The organism is Bacillus sp. NTK071 (assembly GCF_017303315.1).
In the GTDB taxonomy this organism is placed as follows: Bacteria; Bacillota; Bacilli; order Bacillales; family Guptibacillaceae; genus Guptibacillus.
Genome location: NZ_JAFKOI010000020.1, coordinates 1 through 19,427, shown reverse-complemented (window position 1 = coordinate 19,427; position 19,427 = coordinate 1). Strand labels below are relative to the sequence as shown.

Annotated in this window: 20 protein-coding genes, 2 tRNA genes and 2 riboswitches; of the genes, 5 read left to right on the top strand and 17 right to left on the bottom strand. The window is 41.3% G+C overall.

Features of this window, described 5'->3' with window-relative positions:
* Positions 1-9: 9 nt before the first annotated feature.
* The 3 genes from JI666_RS19265 to JI666_RS19255 are packed head-to-tail and all read right to left on the bottom strand — an operon-like array spanning position 10 to position 3,060.
* A complete protein-coding gene (locus tag JI666_RS19265) occupies positions 10-675 on the bottom strand; it encodes a methionine ABC transporter permease (RefSeq protein WP_206894658.1) in 666 nt (221 codons plus the stop codon).
* On the bottom strand, positions 641-1,672 hold the full coding sequence (locus tag JI666_RS19260; protein ID WP_206894657.1) for a methionine ABC transporter ATP-binding protein: 1,032 nt from the start codon (positions 1,670-1,672) through the stop codon (positions 641-643). The genes JI666_RS19265 and JI666_RS19260 overlap by 35 nt, the downstream gene beginning before the upstream one ends.
* Complete coding sequence (locus tag JI666_RS19255; protein ID WP_206894656.1) at positions 1,669-3,060, bottom strand: LLM class flavin-dependent oxidoreductase; 1,392 nt, start codon at positions 3,058-3,060, stop codon at positions 1,669-1,671. Before JI666_RS19255 ends, JI666_RS19260 begins: the two co-directional genes overlap by 4 nt.
* An 82-nt stretch (positions 3,061-3,142) precedes the next feature.
* Positions 3,143-3,244, bottom strand: a riboswitch (SAM riboswitch).
* 142 nt (positions 3,245-3,386) lie between these two features.
* A riboswitch (SAM riboswitch) is annotated at positions 3,387-3,490 on the top strand.
* Positions 3,491-3,798: 308 nt separating this feature from the next.
* Here JI666_RS19255 and JI666_RS19250 point away from each other — a divergent pair.
* Complete coding sequence (locus tag JI666_RS19250; RefSeq protein ID WP_206894655.1) at positions 3,799-4,944, top strand: acyl-CoA dehydrogenase family protein; 1,146 nt, start codon at positions 3,799-3,801, stop codon at positions 4,942-4,944.
* Positions 4,945-5,005: 61 nt separating this feature from the next.
* Positions 5,006-5,536, top strand: a complete 531-nt coding sequence (ssuE, locus tag JI666_RS19245; RefSeq protein ID WP_206894654.1) for an NADPH-dependent FMN reductase — start codon at positions 5,006-5,008, stop codon at positions 5,534-5,536.
* Between the two features lie 130 nt (positions 5,537-5,666).
* Here ssuE and groL read toward each other — a convergent pair whose 3' ends face one another.
* Positions 5,667-7,307 carry a chaperonin GroEL gene (groL, locus tag JI666_RS19240; RefSeq protein ID WP_206894653.1) on the bottom strand — a complete coding sequence of 547 codons (1,641 nt, stop codon included), beginning with the start codon at positions 7,305-7,307 and terminating at the stop codon, positions 5,667-5,669.
* Between the two features lie 42 nt (positions 7,308-7,349).
* The gene (groES, locus tag JI666_RS19235; protein ID WP_048313430.1) at positions 7,350-7,637 is read right to left on the bottom strand and encodes a co-chaperone GroES; all 288 of its coding nucleotides are present in this window, start codon (positions 7,635-7,637) and stop codon (positions 7,350-7,352) included.
* Between the two features lie 342 nt (positions 7,638-7,979).
* Between groES and JI666_RS19230 the strand changes: the two genes are divergently transcribed.
* Both JI666_RS19230 and JI666_RS19225 read left to right on the top strand, forming a co-directional pair.
* Positions 7,980-8,690: a CPBP family intramembrane glutamic endopeptidase gene (locus JI666_RS19230; RefSeq protein ID WP_206894652.1), complete on the top strand. Its 711-nt coding sequence runs from the start codon at positions 7,980-7,982 to the stop codon at positions 8,688-8,690.
* A complete protein-coding gene (locus tag JI666_RS19225; protein WP_206894651.1) occupies positions 8,687-8,911 on the top strand; it encodes a YdiK family protein in 225 nt (74 codons plus the stop codon). Before JI666_RS19230 ends, JI666_RS19225 begins: the two co-directional genes overlap by 4 nt.
* Positions 8,912-8,936: 25 nt before the next feature.
* On the opposite strand, the gene tatC is transcribed toward JI666_RS19225, so the two are convergent.
* Genes tatC through moaC form a run of 4 tightly spaced genes read right to left on the bottom strand, consistent with a single transcriptional unit; the run spans position 8,937 to position 11,091 of the window.
* Entirely contained in the window at positions 8,937-9,707 is a 771-nt protein-coding gene (tatC, locus tag JI666_RS19220; RefSeq protein ID WP_206894650.1) for a twin-arginine translocase subunit TatC, read from the bottom strand.
* A 20-nt stretch (positions 9,708-9,727) separates the two neighbouring features.
* Complete coding sequence (locus tag JI666_RS19215; RefSeq protein WP_048313069.1) at positions 9,728-9,910, bottom strand: twin-arginine translocase TatA/TatE family subunit; 183 nt, start codon at positions 9,908-9,910, stop codon at positions 9,728-9,730.
* A 20-nt stretch (positions 9,911-9,930) separates the two neighbouring features.
* Positions 9,931-10,569: a redox-sensing transcriptional repressor Rex gene (locus JI666_RS19210; RefSeq protein WP_136948903.1), complete on the bottom strand. Its 639-nt coding sequence runs from the start codon at positions 10,567-10,569 to the stop codon at positions 9,931-9,933.
* Positions 10,570-10,608: 39 nt separating this feature from the next.
* Positions 10,609-11,091 (bottom strand): cyclic pyranopterin monophosphate synthase MoaC, encoded by a 483-nt coding sequence (gene moaC, locus JI666_RS19205; protein WP_206894649.1) that lies wholly within the window; start codon positions 11,089-11,091, stop codon positions 10,609-10,611.
* Between the two features lie 284 nt (positions 11,092-11,375).
* On the opposite strand from moaC, the gene JI666_RS19200 reads away from it, so the two are divergent.
* Positions 11,376-13,295 (top strand): ABC-F family ATP-binding cassette domain-containing protein, encoded by a 1,920-nt coding sequence (locus JI666_RS19200; RefSeq protein ID WP_206894648.1) that lies wholly within the window; start codon positions 11,376-11,378, stop codon positions 13,293-13,295.
* A gap of 274 nt (positions 13,296-13,569) precedes the next feature.
* Here the strand turns inward: JI666_RS19200 and tsaD are convergent, their stop codons facing one another.
* The 8 genes from tsaD to JI666_RS19160 form a co-directional block, all read right to left on the bottom strand.
* Complete coding sequence (gene tsaD / locus JI666_RS19195; RefSeq protein ID WP_206894647.1) at positions 13,570-14,586, bottom strand: tRNA (adenosine(37)-N6)-threonylcarbamoyltransferase complex transferase subunit TsaD; 1,017 nt, start codon at positions 14,584-14,586, stop codon at positions 13,570-13,572.
* Positions 14,576-15,034: a ribosomal protein S18-alanine N-acetyltransferase gene (rimI, locus tag JI666_RS19190; RefSeq protein WP_206894645.1), complete on the bottom strand. Its 459-nt coding sequence runs from the start codon at positions 15,032-15,034 to the stop codon at positions 14,576-14,578. Before rimI ends, tsaD begins: the two co-directional genes overlap by 11 nt.
* A gap of 10 nt (positions 15,035-15,044) precedes the next feature.
* On the bottom strand, positions 15,045-15,740 hold the full coding sequence (tsaB, locus tag JI666_RS19185; protein ID WP_206894644.1) for a tRNA (adenosine(37)-N6)-threonylcarbamoyltransferase complex dimerization subunit type 1 TsaB: 696 nt from the start codon (positions 15,738-15,740) through the stop codon (positions 15,045-15,047).
* A complete protein-coding gene (tsaE, locus tag JI666_RS19180) occupies positions 15,721-16,191 on the bottom strand; it encodes a tRNA (adenosine(37)-N6)-threonylcarbamoyltransferase complex ATPase subunit type 1 TsaE (RefSeq protein ID WP_206894643.1) in 471 nt (156 codons plus the stop codon). The genes tsaB and tsaE overlap by 20 nt, the downstream gene beginning before the upstream one ends.
* 9 nt (positions 16,192-16,200) lie before the next feature.
* Positions 16,201-17,172: a thiamine-phosphate kinase gene (thiL, locus tag JI666_RS19175; protein ID WP_206894639.1), complete on the bottom strand. Its 972-nt coding sequence runs from the start codon at positions 17,170-17,172 to the stop codon at positions 16,201-16,203.
* Between the two features lie 205 nt (positions 17,173-17,377).
* Positions 17,378-17,453 (bottom strand) — tRNA-Asp (locus JI666_RS19170).
* Between the two features lie 127 nt (positions 17,454-17,580).
* Positions 17,581-17,657, bottom strand: a tRNA-Met gene (locus JI666_RS19165).
* Between the two features lie 256 nt (positions 17,658-17,913).
* Positions 17,914-19,053, bottom strand: coding sequence for a trans-sulfuration enzyme family protein (locus JI666_RS19160; protein ID WP_206894638.1), 1,140 nt, complete (start codon positions 19,051-19,053; stop codon positions 17,914-17,916).
* Positions 19,054-19,427: the final 374 nt, after the last annotated feature.

Here is a 19,427-nt window from a genome sequence, read left to right as displayed (position 1 = left end):
ATTCCTTACTCATTTTTTATCTACTGCTTTGGACACAAAATCACCCATGTATTGAACAAACTGAACTAGAACGACTAGAAGGATAACAGTAGTGAACATAACGGTATCATCGTAACGGTAATAGCCATAACGGATGGCTAAATCCCCAATTCCACCGCCACCAATTGTACCCGCCATTGCTGAGTATCCAATTAAACTGATTGCTGTAATGGTCATACCTGTTATTAATCCCGGTTTCGTTTCTGGCAATAAGATATGACGGATGATCATCCAGGGAGAAGCTCCCGTCGCTACTGCTGCTTCAATTACGCCTTTATTAATTTCACGAGCTGAAGATTCTACTATTCTTGCATAAAAAGGGATCGCTGCCACTGACAAAGACACAGAGGCTGCCAATGGTCCAATAGTCGTTCCAAGCAAGAAGCTAGTTAGGGGCAAGAGAAAAACGAGCAAAATAATGAACGGAACAGATCGAATCAAGTTAATCATGATGCCGACTGCCTGCTTCACCCATTTATTCTCTAGAATAAGTCCTTGATCGGTGACAAACAAAAGAATCCCTAATGGCAGTCCTATAAGAAATGCAAAAGACAAAGCAATGCCAACCATGACTAGCGTTTCAACGAAGGCGAGATTCAATTCAGGCAAAAGCTCGATAAGTCGGTCCACTCTCAATCACCTCCACTTTATGTACTCGTTTATGCAAGTAGTTAATAGCTTGATTGACTTGATCCTCTTCTCCACTAATATCCATAATGAAAACCCCTAGAGGTGTTTCTTGGATATACTCTACTTTCCCATGAAGAATATTTGCTCTGATATCAAAAGCTTGGATCATGTCAGAAACGACAGCATCGGTTGCAAGATCTCTTAGAAAGATAAGTTTGACTAGCTTGCCTTTTACGCGATCCATTAAGAGGTCCGGAATTTCAAATTCCAGAACGTTTTGAATAAATGTTTTCGTTAATGGATCTTTTGGAGCAGCAAAAATGTCAAAAGTGGTGCCTAATTCAACCACTTTGCCTTCACGCATCACTGCGCAACGATGACAGATTTCCTTCACAACTTCCATTTCATGCGTAATGACAACGATTGTGATTCCTAACTTCTGATTAATCTCTTTCAATAAAGAAAGAATCGACTCTGTCGTATTGGGGTCTAAAGCCGATGTCGCTTCATCACAAAGCAGTATTTTGGGGTCATTTGCTAAAGACCTTGCAATACTAACTCTCTGCTTTTGTCCACCGCTTAGTTGAGATGGATATTTCGCCAACTGATCACTCAATCCGACTACTTCTAATAAATGAACTACTTTATCCCTAATGTGCTTTTTCTCTACTCCAGCAGCAAGAAGTGCAAATGCCACGTTTTCAAACACCGTTTTAGAAGCAACTAAATAAAATCCCTGGAAGATCATCCCGATCGATTGCCTTGCCTTGCGAAGTTCTTTATTTGATAGCGTTAGTATATCAACGCCATCTACTCTAACAGAACCTGTTGTTGGCCTTTCTAACAAATTAATAAACCTCAGAAGTGTACTTTTCCCCGCTCCACTATACCCAACAATCCCAAAAATCTCCCCCTCGTTCACGGTGAGCGAAACGTTGTCTACAGCAATATTCTTTTCTTTTTTATTCCAATACTCTTTCGTGATCTCTCTCAATTCAATCATTGGACTTGTTCCTGTTTGAAAGTATAGGCTTTTCCTGGATGGTCAGCCGGTAAGGTAGCTTGTCCGTGAGAAAACAATTTCTCTCGGAGTGTTCCATGTGCATACTCTTTCTTATATAACCCTCGCTTCTGTAACTCAGGAACGACCAACTCAACAAATGCTTCTAAATCACCTGGTGTTACGAGATGGTTCAAATTGAATCCATCCACACCAGAAGCTTCGAACTGAAACTCGATCGCATCCGCTACCTCCTGGGGATTCCCTACTATGACGCTATTCCGATCGATTGCTTCAAAACGATTTAACACTTCTCTAACTGTAAGTTTCTTCGGTGCATCTTTTGTCAACATAGCTGCTTTATATTGCCCGCCTTCGGTCGACTTTTTATATTCAAACGGCTCATCTAAATGCATACCTTCAAATTCTTCCACATCATACCCGCTAGCTCCGTATTGCGCTTTCGCGGCATCTGAACTCCATAGTTGGTTGTATTCTTCAAACTTTTGCTCGGCTTCCGCTGTTGTATGACCAACTATGACGCTTAAGAAAGAGAAAATTTTGATGTGTTCGGGATTTCTTCCATGCTTAACGGCTCGTTCTCTAATATCATCCGCATAGTAACGGATTCGCTCAGGAGTGGGACCTCCAACAAAAATGCACTCCGCATGTTTCGAGGCGAATTCACGTCCTTTTTCTGAAGTTCCAGCCTGATAGATGACTGGAGTTCGTTGTGGAGAAGGTTCACTAAGGTGAGGACCTTCGACACTGAAATAATGTCCTTCGTGATTGATTTCGTGAACTTTGTTTGGATCAACAAGAGTATCAGTTTGATGATCCTCAACAACTGCTCCATCTTCCCAACTGCTCTCCCACAATTTATAGGACACGTCCATATACTCATGAGCGATATCATACCGTTCATCATGACGAATCATCTTATCAAGACCAAAGTTACGAGCAGCATTCGGTAAATAGGACGTCACAACATTCCAGGCAACTCGCCCTTTTGTTAGGTGATCAAGAGTCGAAAACCTGCGCGCATTTCCGAACGGTGCTTCATATGTCGTACTCACCGTTACAGCGAATGAGAGGTGTTCGGTAACACTCGCCATCGCAGGGACGAGAAGTGCGGGATCATTGATCGGAACTTGCAACCCGTCACGTATCGAAGGTTCTTTACTCTTCTGATAAACATCATATACACCGAGGACATCAGCGAAGAACACCGCATCGAATTTCCCTCTCTCTAATGTCTTAGCAAGGCTCAACCAATAATCCAAATCTTTGTATTTCACGTGTCGCTTGCTTTCTGGGTGTTTCCATAACCCATGTGAATTGTGCATAGAACTGTTCATTTCAAATGCATTCAAGATCATTTGTTTACTCATCTCTCCATACCTCCACTCTTTTTTAGGACGCAAAAAGGCCTCTTCATAAGAAAAGAAGAGGCCGTGAAAAAGCAACTGTCTTTTCTTATCCTTCAAGCATTGCTTGCTGGAATTGGCACAGTACTCCTGCGAGTCTGTTGCCGAGGCTTCAAAGGGCCAGTCCCTCCACCTCTCTTGATAAGAAAGTTTGTTTTTATTGAATTTAACGTTGAATATACAGCACTGCTTCATGACCTGTCAACAAGAAATCAAACTATTATTTCTTTTCTAATTATTTGTTGACATTGGATTAATTTGTCTTTATTCTATTCTTTAACGCACTAATACATTTATCAAGAGTCAGGGGAGGAATCTGGTCCAACGATCCTGCAGCAACCGCTTAATAAGCAAGGTGCTCATTCCAGCAGACTTTTTGTCTGAAAGATAAAGCTTGTATGGTTCGAATCAAGAAGAGCCTAAGTCTACTTTCAGCCCGAGAGTAGACTTTTTTGTATGGCTCTTTTCTAAAAGATTGTTGCTTTTGAAATAATTTTAAAAAACTAATCTTAGTGATGGGAGCGGAAGGATGCTCGACTCCTGCGGAACTAGCGGGACAGGTGAGACCCCACAGGAGCGTTAGCGACGAGGAGGCTCACCGCCCGCCCCGCGGAAAGCGAGCATCCTGGAGCGGAAATTAACTCACTATAGCAACAATGTTTACGAAAAGAGCCTTTTGTATAGAGAAAAAGGAGGATAACGATGCCATTCGCAATCGAAAAACAGCCTAACTTAAAAGAAGACCTCGCAGAGCTAGTAGAACGGTTTAAAACAAGAGCCGCCAAATACGATGAAGAAGAAAGGTTTCCTTATGAGAATTTCGAAGACTTAAAAGAGAGGAACTTTCTATCACTCACGGTGCCAAAAGAATATGGAGGCTATGGACTTAACCTGTATGACTTCTTGAAAGTTCAAGAACAGCTTGCCTCCGGAGATGGAGCTACCGCCCTCTCCCTTGGTTGGCAGCTTGGCGTTATATTAGAAATCGCTGAATCAAGAGCGTGGGATGAAGAAGTCTTCTCAAAATTGTGCGCACTTATCGTAAACGAAAAAGCGCTCTTAAACCTCGCGCAAACTGAAAAAGCGACCGGAAGTCCTTCCCGCGGAGGAACCCCTCTCACGACAGCAACTAAAACACCCGATGGATGGGTGATCAATGGACGGAAATCTTTCACGTCGATGGCCGTAGCTCTTGACTACTCCATCGTTACTGCTGACGTTGATCAAACCGGAAAGAAAGGGTTTGTGCTGATCGATCATAAGCTTGAAGGTGTTCAGGTGGAAGAAACGTGGGATAGCATCTCGATGAAAGGCACAAAGAGTGATGATCTCATATTGAATGACGTGCTTGTTAAACCTGAGGACATGTTAGTCATAGAGGAAAAACAAACGTCATCACCTAAGGGATGGTATTTGCAAATACCCGCTGTGTACCTCGGCATCGCAACGTCGGCAATGGACTACACGGTCGAATTCGCCTCTACCTTCTCCCCATCAACCCTTCCTGGGCCGATTAAAGATGTCTCAGAAGTACGTAGGAAGATAGGTGAAATGCAGTTAGAGCTATTCAACGCGCGAGAAGTTCTTTATTCTGTCGCAAAGCGTTGGAGTGAAAACCCTAATGAACGCCAGCAAATGGGGGCTGATTTAGCAGCAGTTAAGCATATCGTTACAAATAGCGCGAACCGGGTCGTCGATTTAGCGATGCGCGTGGTTGGTGCTAGAAGTCTTTCAGCTAGCAATCCCTTACAGCGACACTTTCGTAACGTGCGAGCAGGACTTCACAACCCGCCGACTGATGATGCAATTGTTTATAGTCTTGCAGACAGTATTTTAAGAGATAAATGAATTTATAGGTATAAAAGAATACCAAGTGTATGAACAAATGCTTTTAGGAGGATGAATAATAATGAGCGATGTTGTACTGATTTATGGAGGTAATTCTCTACAATCGAGATTGAAAGGGATTAAAGATTACGCAGAAAGTTATTTAGATGAGCGCTCGATCTTCTATGAATCAATCAATGTGATCGACCTTCCCGCAACAGATTTAATCACCGCTAACTTTAGTAGTTCTGCCATTATCGAAGCGAATGAAAAAGTGGAGAAAGCGAATGCTGTCATTATTTTGACGCCTGTCTATAAGGCATCGTATACAGGGATATTGAAAACTTACCTTGATCTTCTCCCTCAAAAGGCTTTGAAGGGTAAAGCGGTTCTTCCATTGATGATTGGTGGCTCGTTTGGACACCTGCTTGCGATCGATTATGCGCTTAAGCCAGTGTTGTCTTCCCTTGGAGCGACAACACTGCTGAGTGGTGCTTATGTGATTGATCAGCATGTTCAGCGTGTTGAGGGGAATACGTTTGTGTTGGATGAGGAAGCGAAAGAACGGGTGAGGATTAATTTGGAGACATTGGAGGAAGAATTGAAGAAATAGAAAAGAGATGACGAACGGGATGTTCGTCATCTCTTTGAATTTGTGAAAAAGGAGATGATGAAATATAGCCAAGTGAATGAAATGTTAGGGTCATTGTTACTTCCCATACTAAATTCACTAAGTTATATTATTACATCATGCCGCCCATTCCACCCATACCGCCCATGCCGCCCATATCAGGCATGCCGCCGCCTGCATTTTCTTCAGGCTTGTCAGCGATAACGGCTTCAGTTGTAAGAAGCATAGCTGATACAGATGCTGCATTTTGTAGTGCAGAACGAGTAACTTTAGTAGGGTCAACAATACCAGCGTCAACCATGTTTACCCACTCACCAGTAAGGGCGTTGAATCCAACACCGATTTTTTCGCCTTTAAGGCGTTCAACCACAACAGATCCTTCAAGACCAGCGTTGTGAGAGATCTGACGGATTGGCTCTTCAAGAGCACGAAGAACAATCTTAACGCCAGTAGCTTCGTCACCAGTCGCTTCAACAGCTTGAACAGCCTTAACGACGTTTACTAGAGCTGTACCACCACCGGATACGATTCCTTCTTCAACCGCTGCACGAGTTGAGTTAAGAGCATCTTCAATGCGAAGTTTACGCTCTTTCAATTCCGTTTCAGTTGCCGCACCAACTTTGATGACAGCTACGCCGCCAGCAAGCTTAGCAAGACGTTCCTGAAGCTTCTCTTTATCGAACTCAGATGTTGTTTCTTCAAGCTGAGCTTTGATCTGGTTTACGCGACCAGCAATTTTGTCAGTCTCGCCAGAACCTTCAACGATTGTTGTATTTTCTTTCGTTACAACAACTTTAGAAGCACGACCGAGCTGAGTAATGTTTGCTTGTTTAAGATCAAGACCAAGATCTTCAGTAATCACTTCAGCACCAGTTAGTGTACCAATGTCTTCAAGCATAGCTTTACGACGGTCACCGAAACCAGGAGCTTTAACAGCTACTGCATTAAACGTTCCGCGAAGCTTGTTCACAACGAGTGTTGCAAGTGCTTCACCTTCAACGTCTTCAGCAATCATAAGAAGTGGTTTACCTTGTTGTACAACTTGCTCAAGCACTGGAAGTACATCTTGAATGCTTGCGATCTTCTTATCAGTGATAAGAATGTAAGGATCTTCTAGAACAGCTTCCATTTTGTCAGAATCTGTCACCATGTATGGAGATGCATATCCGCGATCGAACTGCATACCTTCTACTACTTCAAGCTCAGTAGCAAATCCTTTTGATTCTTCTACAGTGATAACGCCGTCGTTTCCAACGCGCTCCATTGCTTCAGCGATCAATTGACCTACTTCTTCGTCAGCAGCAGAGATGGATGCAACTTGTGCGATCGACTCTTTGCCTTCGATTGGCTTAGAAATGTTTTTAAGCTCTTCAACAGCAGCTTTAGTAGCTTTCTCAATTCCTTTACGGATAACCATTGGGTTAGCACCAGATGCTACGTTTTTAAGACCTTCGCGTACCATAGCTTGTGCAAGAACGGTTGCAGTTGTTGTACCGTCACCAGCAACATCATTTGTTTTGCTAGCTACTTCAGCTACAAGCTTTGCACCCATGTTTTCGAATGCATCTTCAAGCTCGATTTCTTTCGCGATCGTTACACCATCATTTGTGATAAGTGGAGATCCGAATTTCTTCTCGAGGACAACGTTACGTCCTTTTGGGCCGAGTGTAACTTTAACTGCATTTGCAAGAGAATCTACACCGCGAAGCATCGCGCGACGGGCTTCTTCACTAAACTTAATGTCTTTTGCCATTTGTTACCCTCCTAAATGTATGTAGTTCTTTTATTTTTGTTTTTACTTACCTACGACTGCAAGAATATCGTTTTCACGAAGAATTAAATACTCTTTACCGTCATACTTTACTTCAGTACCAGCATACTTGCTGTAGATAACAGCATCTCCTTCTGATACTTCAAGAGCTACGCGCTCTCCACCATCAGTTAGTGCACCGCTACCTACAGATACGACGCGACCTTCCTGTGGCTTTTCTTTTGCAGAATCCGGAAGCACGATTCCGCTTGATGTTTTTTCTTCTAATTGAATTGGTTCGATTACTACACGATCACCTAAAGGCTTTAGCAACTCAAACACCCTCCTCAGATGGATATAATGGTTTGATTCGTCTCATTAGCACTCACCATCGTCGAGTGCTAACACAAGTATATAATAAAATAATTCACTATTCTTTTGCAAGTAGTAAGGTTGATTTTTTTTACAGAAAATTTGCATACCTTCATTTACCAGCTTTCTGACGAAAAAGATAAGACTTATGCACTAGATTTCACAAAATGTGTTTCCCGACACATTTGACCTTTCTTTAAGGGATCTTATTAACGGCATTCCCACTAGGAAATGTGTTAAACTAATACGAGTATGCAGAATACCTATGACAGGTATGCAAACCACAAAAAGGAGTTATGCTTCTTGGCCAAACATTATTGGACTATATTAATAACCTATATCGTTATGCAACTTTCAGGAATTGTGGGAGTAGACTTCCTTAAATTCTTAAACGTGTCTGATCCAGTTGTAACCTGGTCAGTCTTTAGCTTTCTAACAGCTCTCATTATTATGCTGTTCCTTCTTCGTTCGACACCTGATGTTCCTTTTGAGCGGTCTACTCGCGTATCGAAAGGGCAAGCGGTTGGATGGAGTATTCTAGGCGTATTTATGGCGTATGCCTCTCAAATTATCGCTGCAATGATTGAAATGAATGTTTTTGGGATCGAACCGGGCTCAGAGAACACGGAGATGTTAATTGAGGTTGCAAAGGCAGCACCTATTTTCATTATTGTAACGTCCGTTATTGGACCTATCTTAGAAGAAATTGTTTTCCGAAAAGTTATATTCGGATCGTTGTACACTCGATTTAATTTCTGGATTGCCGGTATTTTAAGCTCTGTAATTTTCGCTGCCATCCATTTTGACTTTTCGCATCTTCTTATCTATACGGCAATGGGACTCACGTTCTCGTTTTTATACGTTAAAACAAAGCGGCTTATCGTACCGATTATTGCTCATATGACAATGAACACAATTGTTGTAGTAATAAACGTCTATTTTGCTGATGATATAATGGAGATGGAGAAGCAGCTCGAACAAATGCAATCGTTTATTGGAGGATTTTTCACATGAAGTTTTCACCAACTCTTATGGGGTTTTTCTATGCGGGTCTAGGCTCAACCTTTACCTATCTCGCCATTCAAAGTGCAGGGACAGATGGAGATGTTTGGAGTTTCTGGACGATCTTGCTCATGGTTCTTGCCACAGTCGATTTCGTTTACGCGATCCGATTCTTTTTATTAAAAAAGAAAATCAACCAAATGAAGAAAAATGAAGAAAACAAAAAGCGATAGGACCGAGTCCTATCGCTTTTTTCTATTAGCCTATGTTATCTGATTCTTGCGCTTCTTCAAGCAGACGTTTCGCTTCAGCTTGTAACCTTTTCCTATATCCGTATCTAGACACAATAATACTGAATTCATAAAGAAGCAAAAGCGGCACAGTTACCATGAGATGCGAGATGATTTCAGGTGGAGTAATCATACCTGCAATCACTAAAAGTACAAAGTAAGCATACTTCCTTATTTGTACGAGCATAGCTGGATTTAACATCCCAAGTCTCGTAAAGAACAACACGATAACTGGCAACTGAAAAACAAAACCGAACGGCAATGTTAATTGAAACAAGAAGCTGAAATATTGATTTGCTCCATACATTTCCTGAATATTGAGGCTCTCCGCAAGGTTCCCAACAAAATCAATAACGAACGGGAACAGAACAAAATAGGAAAACGAAACACCACCAAGAAAGAGAATGAAAACAGATGGAATGTACGACAATGTTACTTTCCGTTCATTTTCAAAAAGCCCTGGTGAAACGAAAGCCCATAATTGATATAGTGCGAGTGGAGACGTCATGATAAATGCAATGAGAAAAGCAAAGCTGAAATAAACTTTCAACGGGTCAGTGAGATGAAAAGCGTTCATCGGAATACCCTGTGCTTCAGGAGCATGTTGCAAGAACACTATGACTGGCTTTGCCAGAAACAGTCCTGCAATAAAGGAAAGAATTAAGAAAACGACAGTAATGATGATTCGTTTTCTTAATTCTTCTAAATGATCATAGATGGATTGCGTCTGATCCTCCATTCACTATCCGTCCTAACCGATTACTTGTCGTTATTTTTCTTGTCATTTGGTTCATCGTCATCATCCGCTAGACCTTTTGTAGCGTTTTTGAACTCACGAAGTGTGTTACCTGCTGCTTTACCAAGCTCAGGTAATTTTTTTGGTCCGAAGATAATTAAAGCAACAACTGCAACTAAAGCGATACTTGCTCCACCCATTCCCATGCGTGTCACCTCCTTACGATTTATACTGGATAATGCTTCATGAAATAAACAAGCGCCTGCAGTTCAACAGCGAGATCAATGTGATGGACACGAATATGATCAGGAACTGTTAACCGAGCAGGGGTAAAGTTCAAAATACCTCTAATCCCTGTATCGTTCATCTGATCTGCAATTGACTGTGCAACATGAACTGGTACGGTTAAAATCACAACTGAAATATCTTTTTCTTTGATCTGTTTTGTGAATTCATCTATATGATAGACCGGGACGCCGCCGATTTCCTGATTGACTTTCTCTGCATCTGCATCAAACGCCAATTCAATTTTAGTATTGTTATTTTTAATAAAATTGTAGTGGAGAAAGGCTGTCCCAAGGTTACCAACGCCAATTAGAGCTACCTTTGTTGTTTCATCTTGATCAAGCGTCTTACTAAAGAAAGATAACAAATAATGAACATTATACCCATAGCCCTTTTTACCCAGGGCTCCAAAGTAACTAAAGTCTCTTCTAATCGTAGCTGAATCCACCTTAATGGCTTCACTTAATTCAGCTGAAGACACTCGCTGTTTACCTGATGCACTTAAATTCTTTAAATATCGATAATAAAGCGGCAGCCGCTTTGCTGTCGCCTGCGGAATCTTCGCCTGATCAATATCCATCATATACCTCCATATTGATCTCCGCGCTCCATCACCAGGTTATTCGCGCGTGTAATCCCCGCTTTTTCCTCCTGTTTTGGTAAGGAGATAAGTTTCCCCGATAACGATGCCTTTATCCAACGCTTTGCACATATCGTATACTGTTAATGCAGCAGCTGTTGCTGCCGTCAGCGCTTCCATTTCAACGCCAGTACTTCCGCTTGTCTTCACATTAGTCTCAATGATGAGCTTATATGATGAAGACGTCTCCTGCCAATCAAAATGTAAGTCAACGCCAGAAAGCGCTATCGGATGACACATAGGGATGAGATCAGATGTTTTTTTTGCTGCCATAATTCCGGCAATTTGGGCGACCTGAAGTACATCGCCTTTCTTCATCGTACCTGCTTTGATACGAGAATAAATTTCTTCACTCACCAGCACGCTCGTCCGTGCAGCTGCCGTTCGAACTGTGGGAGTCTTATCAGAAATGTCGACCATTTTGGCACGGCCTTCTTCATTAAAGTGAGTAAATGAACTCATATCTGCCCCTTTCTTCATCCATAGATGATAGAAGGTTAATGCTACTACTTGTGACTATACACCATTTTTTGCTGTCTTGCTGTTTTTTTGGTGACATTTTTTTGCTAAATCATGAACATTCCTTTAGTTGCTCAGCCTATCCCCTCTGCGGTAAACTTATAGGAAACAAGGTAGATTGCCGAACCATCCGAGTCAAACAAAATTGGAGTTAAACTGATCCTTTACTCCTTTACAACCTGGACAACTCAACTACCGTATAAGGAAAGAAGTAGAGGTGAACGAACATGATCGTACTACAAGTTAATGGGCTCACCAAATCTTTTGGTGCTGATACCATTTTATCGAATATTAAATTAGAAGTACAATCCCGAGACCGAGTAGCACTTGTTGGACGGAACGGTGCAGGGAAATCTACTCTTCTTAAAATGATCACCGGGCAGCTTTCTTACGACTCTGGGGATATTATTAAGCCGAAAGATGTTTCGATTGGCTACATGGCTCAGGATACTGGACTCGAATCGGACCTTTCGATCTGGGATGAGATGCTAGGCGTTTTTGAACGATTGCGTAAGATGGAGGACGAGCTTCGTCGTTACGAGAAGAAGATGGGTAACCCTGATATCTATGAGAATGAGACAGAATATCAACGTATTTTAAAAGAATATGATGAACTTCAAGATGCCTTTAAAGACCAGGGTGGATACAAGTACGAAGCAGATATCCGAACTGTACTGCACGGCCTTAACTTTAAAGATTTTGATACTAGCACCAAAATTTCCACATTAAGTGGTGGGCAAAAGACACGTCTCGCTCTCGGTAAACTGTTACTAACGAAACCTGAGCTGTTAATTCTAGATGAGCCAACGAACCATCTTGATATTGAAACACTAACGTGGCTTGAAGGTTACCTTCAAAATTATTCAGGTGCATTACTCATTGTATCTCATGACAGGTATTTCTTAGATAAAATTGTTACAAAAGTTTATGAGGTATCTAGACACCGCGCGGAACGATTCGAAGGAAACTACAGCTATTATCTGGATGAAAAAGAACAACGTTACGAACAACAAATGAGAGAGTTCGATAAACAACAAAAAGAAATCGCAAAGCTTGAAGAGTTTGTACAAAAGAACATCGTTCGTGCCTCTACAACGAAGCGAGCACAAAGTCGAAGAAAACAACTTGAACGAATGGAGAGAATTGATAAACCAAAGGGTGATGAGAAATCAGCCAACATCTCTTTCTCCATTGATAAACAAACAGGAAATGATGTACTCACACTGAGGGAACTTGCCATCGGCTACCCTACTAACACCATTAACCAAGGTTTAACCTTTGATCTTAAACGACAGGAAAGCGTCGCGCTTGTCGGGCCAAATGGGATTGGTAAATCAACACTTCTTAAAGCAATTGTTACTGGGCAAACTTTGCTCGATGGCGATATTCATTATGGAAGCAATGTAAAGATTGGTTTCTATGATCAAGAGCAAACCAATTTAACTACTAATAAAACCGTGTTAAAAGAGTTATGGGATGACTTCCCATTAACTGATGAGAAAGACGTTCGCGCTGTTCTAGGCCGCTTCCTCTTTACTGGTGATGACGTACTGAAAACAGTATCAGACCTAAGTGGTGGCGAGAAAGGTCGACTTGCCCTTTCCAAATTAATGATGCAAAAATCCAACCTTCTTATATTGGACGAGCCAACAAACCACCTGGACCTCGATAGTAAAGAGATTCTTGAAGAGGCTCTTATCCAATTCCCTGGTACAATTCTTTTCGTCTCGCATGACCGTTATTTCATTAATCGAATTGCGACTAGAGTATTGGAGCTATCACCAGATGGGGTAACAGCTTATCTCGGCGACTATGACTACTACGTGGAGAAGAAACAAGAACTTGAAGAGCTCGCTGCACTTGAACAACAATCGAATCAACCTGAACAGCAACCTTCAGGTAAAACAAGCTTCCAGCAGGATAAAGAAACAAAACGACAAGAACGTCAAATGCTTCGACGAATTGAAGAAATAGAAAAAGAAGTCGATACCGCAGAGAAACGTATGGCAGAACTTGAAGAAGAGCTTTGCCTTCCAGAAGTTTTCGAGGATCACGAGAAAGTTATGAAGTTAAATGAAGAAATGGATCAACTTCGCCAAAAAGCAGAAATGTTAATGGAAGAATGGGAAGAATTACAGGAAGCTTAGAAAAACAGTCCACAGTGGACTGTTTTTTCATTAGATAGGAAATTTTCCGACATATTCACACTATCCACACACTTATCAACAGAAAGAAACTCTTTATCACCTGTTTCTTAAAATTTATCCACATTATCCACAGTTTTTATATACTTGTGCACATTAAACAACTAAGTCCATAAATCGTAGTTATGATGCACATTAGTCACTTTTATCCACACTACACACATAGTGTGGATAACTTTTCGTTTTAACACTTTATCTTAAACACAAAAAACCGGGATTAGATTCCCAGTTCTAATCCCGGATTTGCGTTAAGTTCTAATGAAGAACGTTTGCCTTTTCGGTAAGCAATTGTTCCTGCTGCTGCAATCATTGCGGCATTGTCAGTACAATAATGAAGAGGTGGAATCACCAGCTCGGCATTTCTCCCATCAAATGCATCCTTCAAAGCATTTCTGAGACCACTGTTAGCTGCTACTCCTCCAGCAAGAAGCACTTGATTTACACCATACTCTTCTGCTGCTCGAAGTGTCTTCGTCACAAGAACATCTACAACCGATGCCTGAAAGCTAGCTGCAAGATCTTCTGGCTTTAATTTCTCGTTCCGCTGCTTCGCGTTGTGAACAGTATTAATAACGGCCGATTTTAAACCACTAAAGCTAAAATCATATGAACCTTTCTCTAGCCAAGCGCGGGGAAGAACAATAGATTCCTCTCCCTCCTGTGCAAGGCGATCAATATGAGGTCCACCCGGGTAAGGAAGCTGCAATGTTCTAGCAACCTTATCATAAGCCTCACCAGCTGCGTCATCACGCGTTTCTCCAATTACCTTGAACTCACCCTCAGCCTCCATATAAACTAGCTCTGTATGACCCCCTGAGACAACAAGTGCAAGTAATGGATACGAAAGATCTGTAACAAGTTGGTTTGCATAGATATGCCCTGCAATATGGTGTGTGCCAATAAGTGGCTTCTGATGAGCAAAAGCCAGTGCTTTAGCTGTATTAACACCAATTAGTAAAGCTCCTACTAAACCAGGTCCTTCAGTTACCGCTATTCCATCAATATCTTCCATTGATAGATCCGCCTCATCGAGAGCCTCTTTTAGAATAAGTGTCATCTGTTCCACATGATGCCTAGACGCGATTTCAGGAACAACTCCGCCAAATCGCTTGTGGCTCTCAATTTGAGAAGCTACCACATTAGCAACTACCTCTTTGCCACCCTTAACAATGGCAACCGCAGTTTCATCACAGCTCGTTTCTATTCCGAGTATTATTTCTTGATTATTTTCCATCTAATTTCACCCACATAACTAGCGCATCTTCTTGATTATCCGTATAATAATTCTTTCTAATGCTACCTTCTTCAAAACCATATTTCCGATATAGATTCTGCGCAATTGTATTTGATACTCTTACTTCAAGTGTCATCTTAAGAGCACCGCGTGATTTCGCAAAATCAATCGCTCTTTTTAAAAGCGCTTCTCCAAGCTTCATCCCTCTAAAATCTGGGTGAAGAGCTATATTTGTAATATGCGCTTCATCGATAATCACCCAAACACCACAATATCCCGCTATATCTTCCCCTACTTCTAGAAGAAGGTATGTAGCGAAATGATTAATGACAACTTCATTATAAAAGGCTGTTCTGCTCCAGGGAGTTGGAAATGTTGCTTGCTCAATGTGCATGACAGCTTCTATATCTTCCACGGTCATCGACCGAAAGGATACCGTTTTGTTCATCGCTAATCCCCTACTTTTTCTGTGAAGCTAGCCACTTCGCTTCAGCCTCAGCCATTCTTACATAGTTTGGTGTAAATTGATGGACATCCTCTACAGGTTCTTTACTAGATCCTATCCTCGCAAGTTCTGAAGGACGAGCATTCAAACTACTAACTGGCGCAAAAAGTGCTTTGTCTCCAAGGATTAATTCAATTTTCTCTCTATGAATAGCCAAATCATTACTAATAAATAAGAAGCTTTCGAAATGGTCCTTGTTTTCATTCAGCCAGTCCTCAAACAATACAATCCTATCTTTCGTTCGTCTTTGTACTAGCGTTCCATTTGCCTCAAAAAGGCTCATATACACCTGACCTCTTCGTGCATCAAAAAAAGGAACGGTAACTCCTGGAAAGTATCGACCGTTTTGCCCTAACACTTCAAGACTAGAAACACCGACAAGTGGTATTCCAAGCGTCCACGCAAGCGTTTTGGCAATGCTAATCCCAATCCTTAATCCAGTATAGGACCCTGGCCCCTCAGCTACTACGATCCGCTCAAGTTCATTAGGTTTTACTCCGACCTCTTCAAGCAATTGTTCAATAGCAGGCATTAACCGAACGGAATGATTTTTCTTTAGGTTTGTAATAACCTCTCCGATAATAGTATCTCCATCCATGACCGAAACGCCCATACAATAGTTTGAAGAATCAATAGCTAGTACTTTCATGCTGCAACTCCTTACACACCGACTCATAGAAAGTTCCAAATGGCCTTAAAATAAGTCTACGTTCTGATTCTCTTTGATGATAGATTTCTACTCTTAGAAGCTCACTTGGAAGCATATCCTGAATAAATTTCGCCCACTCCACAACGGTTACGCCTTCGCCTTCAAAGTATTCACCAAAACCTAAATCCTCATCGCTCTCTTCTAAACGATAGGCGTCCATATGATAAAGAGGAATGTTTCCTTCATATTCTTTAATGATTGTAAAAGTTGGACTGTTTACTACTTTCGTAACACCAAGACCTTTTCCAATCCCTTTTGTAAACGTCGTCTTGCCAGCACCCAGATCTCCTTCAAGCGTTAATACACAGCCTGGCTTAAGCTTCTGTGCAAGCTTTTTACCAAACTCCATCGTTTCTTCTGGAGATTTCATGATGAAAGCATATCCACTCATGTCCATCACCTATTCTTTAGACGAGAAGTGATTATAGCCCTTCTTGTCTAGTTTAAATTTTTGATCTTTATAACTCATCCATACACCCGACTTTTTATCTTCAACATAGCCGATTTTATAAATTGATTCATTTTGTTCACGGAAAAGATTCTGAACATGTTCCCAGTCCGCCTCTGCTACAGTTCCAATTAATTCGTAATCTTCTCCGCCGTTTAACATCCATTCTAACCGTTGAAAAGAGGAATAAGCGTCAAATCCTTCAGGAGCAGGAATTAAATCCTGCTCGAGTACAATAGAAACGCCACTCGCTTCAGATATTTCATGTGATTCACTAGCTATCCCGTCACTCACATCATTTAATGAAACGCGAAAATCACTTTTAGCTAGAATCCGTCCTTGCTTAACACGAGGATTTGGCTCTTGATGATAGGAAAGATAAGGATTCGATTCTCCACTTAATAAAGATGATAGGCCAGCAGCGGAGCCTCCAACCGGTCCAGTTAGGAAGACCACATCTCCGGGCCTTGCATTGCTTCTAAGGAGTCTGCGTCCTTTTTCGATCTTACCGATAACGGTAACCGAAATGTGAAGATCACTTCTAGTGGAAACAGTATCCCCTCCTATCATGTCCATTTGATAATCATCACCAAGTGCTTTTAGGCCTCTATAAATTTCTTTAAGCTGCCTCGTGGACCACCCCGTATCAGGAACTGACAGTGAAACAAGATAAAATAACGGAATACCACCCATAGCTGCTATATCGCTAATATTAACAGCTAGAGCTTTTCTTCCTATTTGAAAAGGAGACATTGTATCTTTCTTAAAGTGAACGCCCTCCACCATTGTATCTGCACAGGCAATCTCATCACAATCTGCACCAATATGATAAAGAGCAGCATCATCCCCAATGCCCTCAATTAGTTCGTCACGAAATGTATAAGCTGGCTTAATGGATTGTATAAACGCAAACTCATCTTTCAATCCAACTCATCTCTCTTTCTATTTTATAAAAAAACCTTAGGAATTTCATCCTAAGGTACTTTTTCTATCTATTAGTTTATCTTACTTAAGAGTAAATTCACATGATTCTTTCGAAAAACTTGTTCTTTTCAACCATCATCAGATACGCATAGAACTTACCTATCTGTGCGTATAAAAAAAAAGCGAACAATTCGCTCTATAAAAATGGCGGTCTCGACGGGAATCGAACCCGCGATCTCCTGCGTGACAGGCAGGCATGTTAACCGCTACACCACGAGACCAGTATGTATTGTTTGTGCACTTACGTTTGAAAGAAATAATATCATGTTATGAGTTTAGGTTGCCCCTAAAGGGACTACAATAAAAATTTAACAAGGAAGATTATTCAACGTAGTGAGAATTTATAATTGGTTGCGGGGGCAGGATTTGAACCTGCGACCTTTGGGTTATGAGCCCAACGAGCTACCGAACTGCTCCACCCCGCGACAGTATAAAAATAAATGTTATGCCTGCTTCTTTATGCAGAACACTGTTTCTTCCTCTACAAGGTTATACTTCGATGCGTATCCGTCAAAACAACTCGATGTTGTTTCAATGATGTAACGCTCGTTGCTCCACCCCGCGACGGTATGAATGCACATACAATGATGTGCTGTTATAGTGTCTTACCTAGGCACAAGTAATACTATACCAGATAAATCTAATGAATGCAACCTTTAGTAAAAAAAGAAAAAATCCCTACTAGAGGGATTTTTCAACAGCTTGTTTAAATGCTGCAACAATGTCATTTCCATTTTCAATTCCGACTGATATACGAACAAGTTGTTTCGTAATACCAAGTTTTTGTCTTGTACTCTCAGGAATTGTTCGATGTGATGTTCCGATTGGATAGGATACTGTTGTATCTAAACCAGCAAGAGTTGGGATAATCTTAACCCACCCAAGTGACTTAAAGAATGTTTTTACATCCGTACTTTCTTCTAATTCAATGGAAACCATAGCACCATTTCCTCTTTCGGAAACGTACTCTGGGTAGTATACATTTTTAATTCCTTCCACACCTTTTAACTCATCCGCAAGAAACGCGGCATTTCTCACATGTCGCTCCATTCTCACACTCATCGTTTTTAAACCTCTGCAACCAAGCCAAGCTTCGAATGGACTTAAGTTCGCTCCAAGGTTAATCACTTTTGCCTTCGCCTTTGCAAGAAGATCCTCTCTTCCCACAAGAACTCCTGCAGTCACATCACTATGGCCGCCTATATACTTTGTTGCGCTATGTACAACGAGGTCAATTCCTGAACGATATGGCTGAAGAAGGTATGGGGTTGCGAATGTATTATCAACCATTGTTACTAATTCATGTTTTTGACCGAGCTCACTAAGCATAGTTAAGTTTTCTACACGAAGAAGAGGATTCGTAACAGACTCTGTATACAACAACTTTGTGTTAGAACGAATTGCATTCTCTACTTCCTCCTTCTTTGTAAAATCGACAAACGATACTTCAATTCCAAAGTCAGGGAGCTCTGCCTCAAAAAGAGAATATGTTCCACCATACAAGTCTTCACATGCCACAATATGATCTCCAGCTTTCACAACAGAAAGAACACCTGCAAGGATTGCTGAGAGCCCAGAGGAAGTTGCAAGGCCTTTAGGAGCGCCCTCAAGGTCTGCTACTCCCATTCCTAGATCATCCGTATTGGGGTTGCTAACGCGCGTATATAAATAATCTTTTTTTCCTTCGTAAAATGATTCAAGTTCGTCCAGATCTTCAAATACAAATGCAGATGTTTGGTATATTGGCTTTACTTTACTAACTGTATCTTCTTTTGTTTTTCTAGGAAAACGCACCGCTTTTGTGTCAAAATGAAAATCCATTTATTTTCCCCTTCCACTGTGTAAAATTCTTTTTCATTAACTGTACGTCTTCTCAGTGTGATTATCAAGGGATTCGGTTCGAATTTTCAATTTATTATCTCAGTTATTGTTATTGAATCAATGCAGGCGCGTTTTAACGTTTTTCTTTTGCTATACTAAGCATTTATTACGGTTTATCCGCGATTATAGTGATTATATCCGCGATTCTGTTCTTAAGCAGCGCTTGTTAGTTAAAATCTTTTTGAGTTAAGACCATACAAAAAAGCCAGAGACCGTTTGATCTCTGACTTCTTTATTTGCCCAGCGACGTCCTACTCTTGCAGGGGGAGATCCCCCAACTACCATCGGCGCGCGAGCTTAACTTCCGTGTTCTC

Coding starts and splice junctions, on each gene's coding strand:
- JI666_RS19260 (WP_206894657.1), bottom strand. CDS start 1,672: ATGATTGAATTGAGAGAGATCACGAAAGAGTATTGGAATAAAAAAGAA.
- JI666_RS19255 (WP_206894656.1), bottom strand. CDS start 3,060: ATGAGTAAACAAATGATCTTGAATGCATTTGAAATGAACAGTTCTATG.
- JI666_RS19250 (WP_206894655.1), top strand. CDS start 3,799: ATGCCATTCGCAATCGAAAAACAGCCTAACTTAAAAGAAGACCTCGCA.
- ssuE (WP_206894654.1), top strand. CDS start 5,006: ATGAGCGATGTTGTACTGATTTATGGAGGTAATTCTCTACAATCGAGA.
- groL (WP_206894653.1), bottom strand. CDS start 7,307: ATGGCAAAAGACATTAAGTTTAGTGAAGAAGCCCGTCGCGCGATGCTT.
- JI666_RS19225 (WP_206894651.1), top strand. CDS start 8,687: ATGAAGTTTTCACCAACTCTTATGGGGTTTTTCTATGCGGGTCTAGGC.
- tatC (WP_206894650.1), bottom strand. CDS start 9,707: ATGGAGGATCAGACGCAATCCATCTATGATCATTTAGAAGAATTAAGA.
- JI666_RS19215 (WP_048313069.1), bottom strand. CDS start 9,910: ATGGGAATGGGTGGAGCAAGTATCGCTTTAGTTGCAGTTGTTGCTTTA.
- JI666_RS19210 (WP_136948903.1), bottom strand. CDS start 10,569: ATGGATATTGATCAGGCGAAGATTCCGCAGGCGACAGCAAAGCGGCTG.
- moaC (WP_206894649.1), bottom strand. CDS start 11,091: ATGAGTTCATTTACTCACTTTAATGAAGAAGGCCGTGCCAAAATGGTC.
- JI666_RS19200 (WP_206894648.1), top strand. CDS start 11,376: ATGATCGTACTACAAGTTAATGGGCTCACCAAATCTTTTGGTGCTGAT.
- tsaD (WP_206894647.1), bottom strand. CDS start 14,586: ATGGAAAATAATCAAGAAATAATACTCGGAATAGAAACGAGCTGTGAT.
- rimI (WP_206894645.1), bottom strand. CDS start 15,034: ATGAACAAAACGGTATCCTTTCGGTCGATGACCGTGGAAGATATAGAA.
- tsaB (WP_206894644.1), bottom strand. CDS start 15,740: ATGAAAGTACTAGCTATTGATTCTTCAAACTATTGTATGGGCGTTTCG.
- tsaE (WP_206894643.1), bottom strand. CDS start 16,191: ATGAGTGGATATGCTTTCATCATGAAATCTCCAGAAGAAACGATGGAG.
- JI666_RS19160 (WP_206894638.1), bottom strand. CDS start 19,053: ATGGATTTTCATTTTGACACAAAAGCGGTGCGTTTTCCTAGAAAAACA.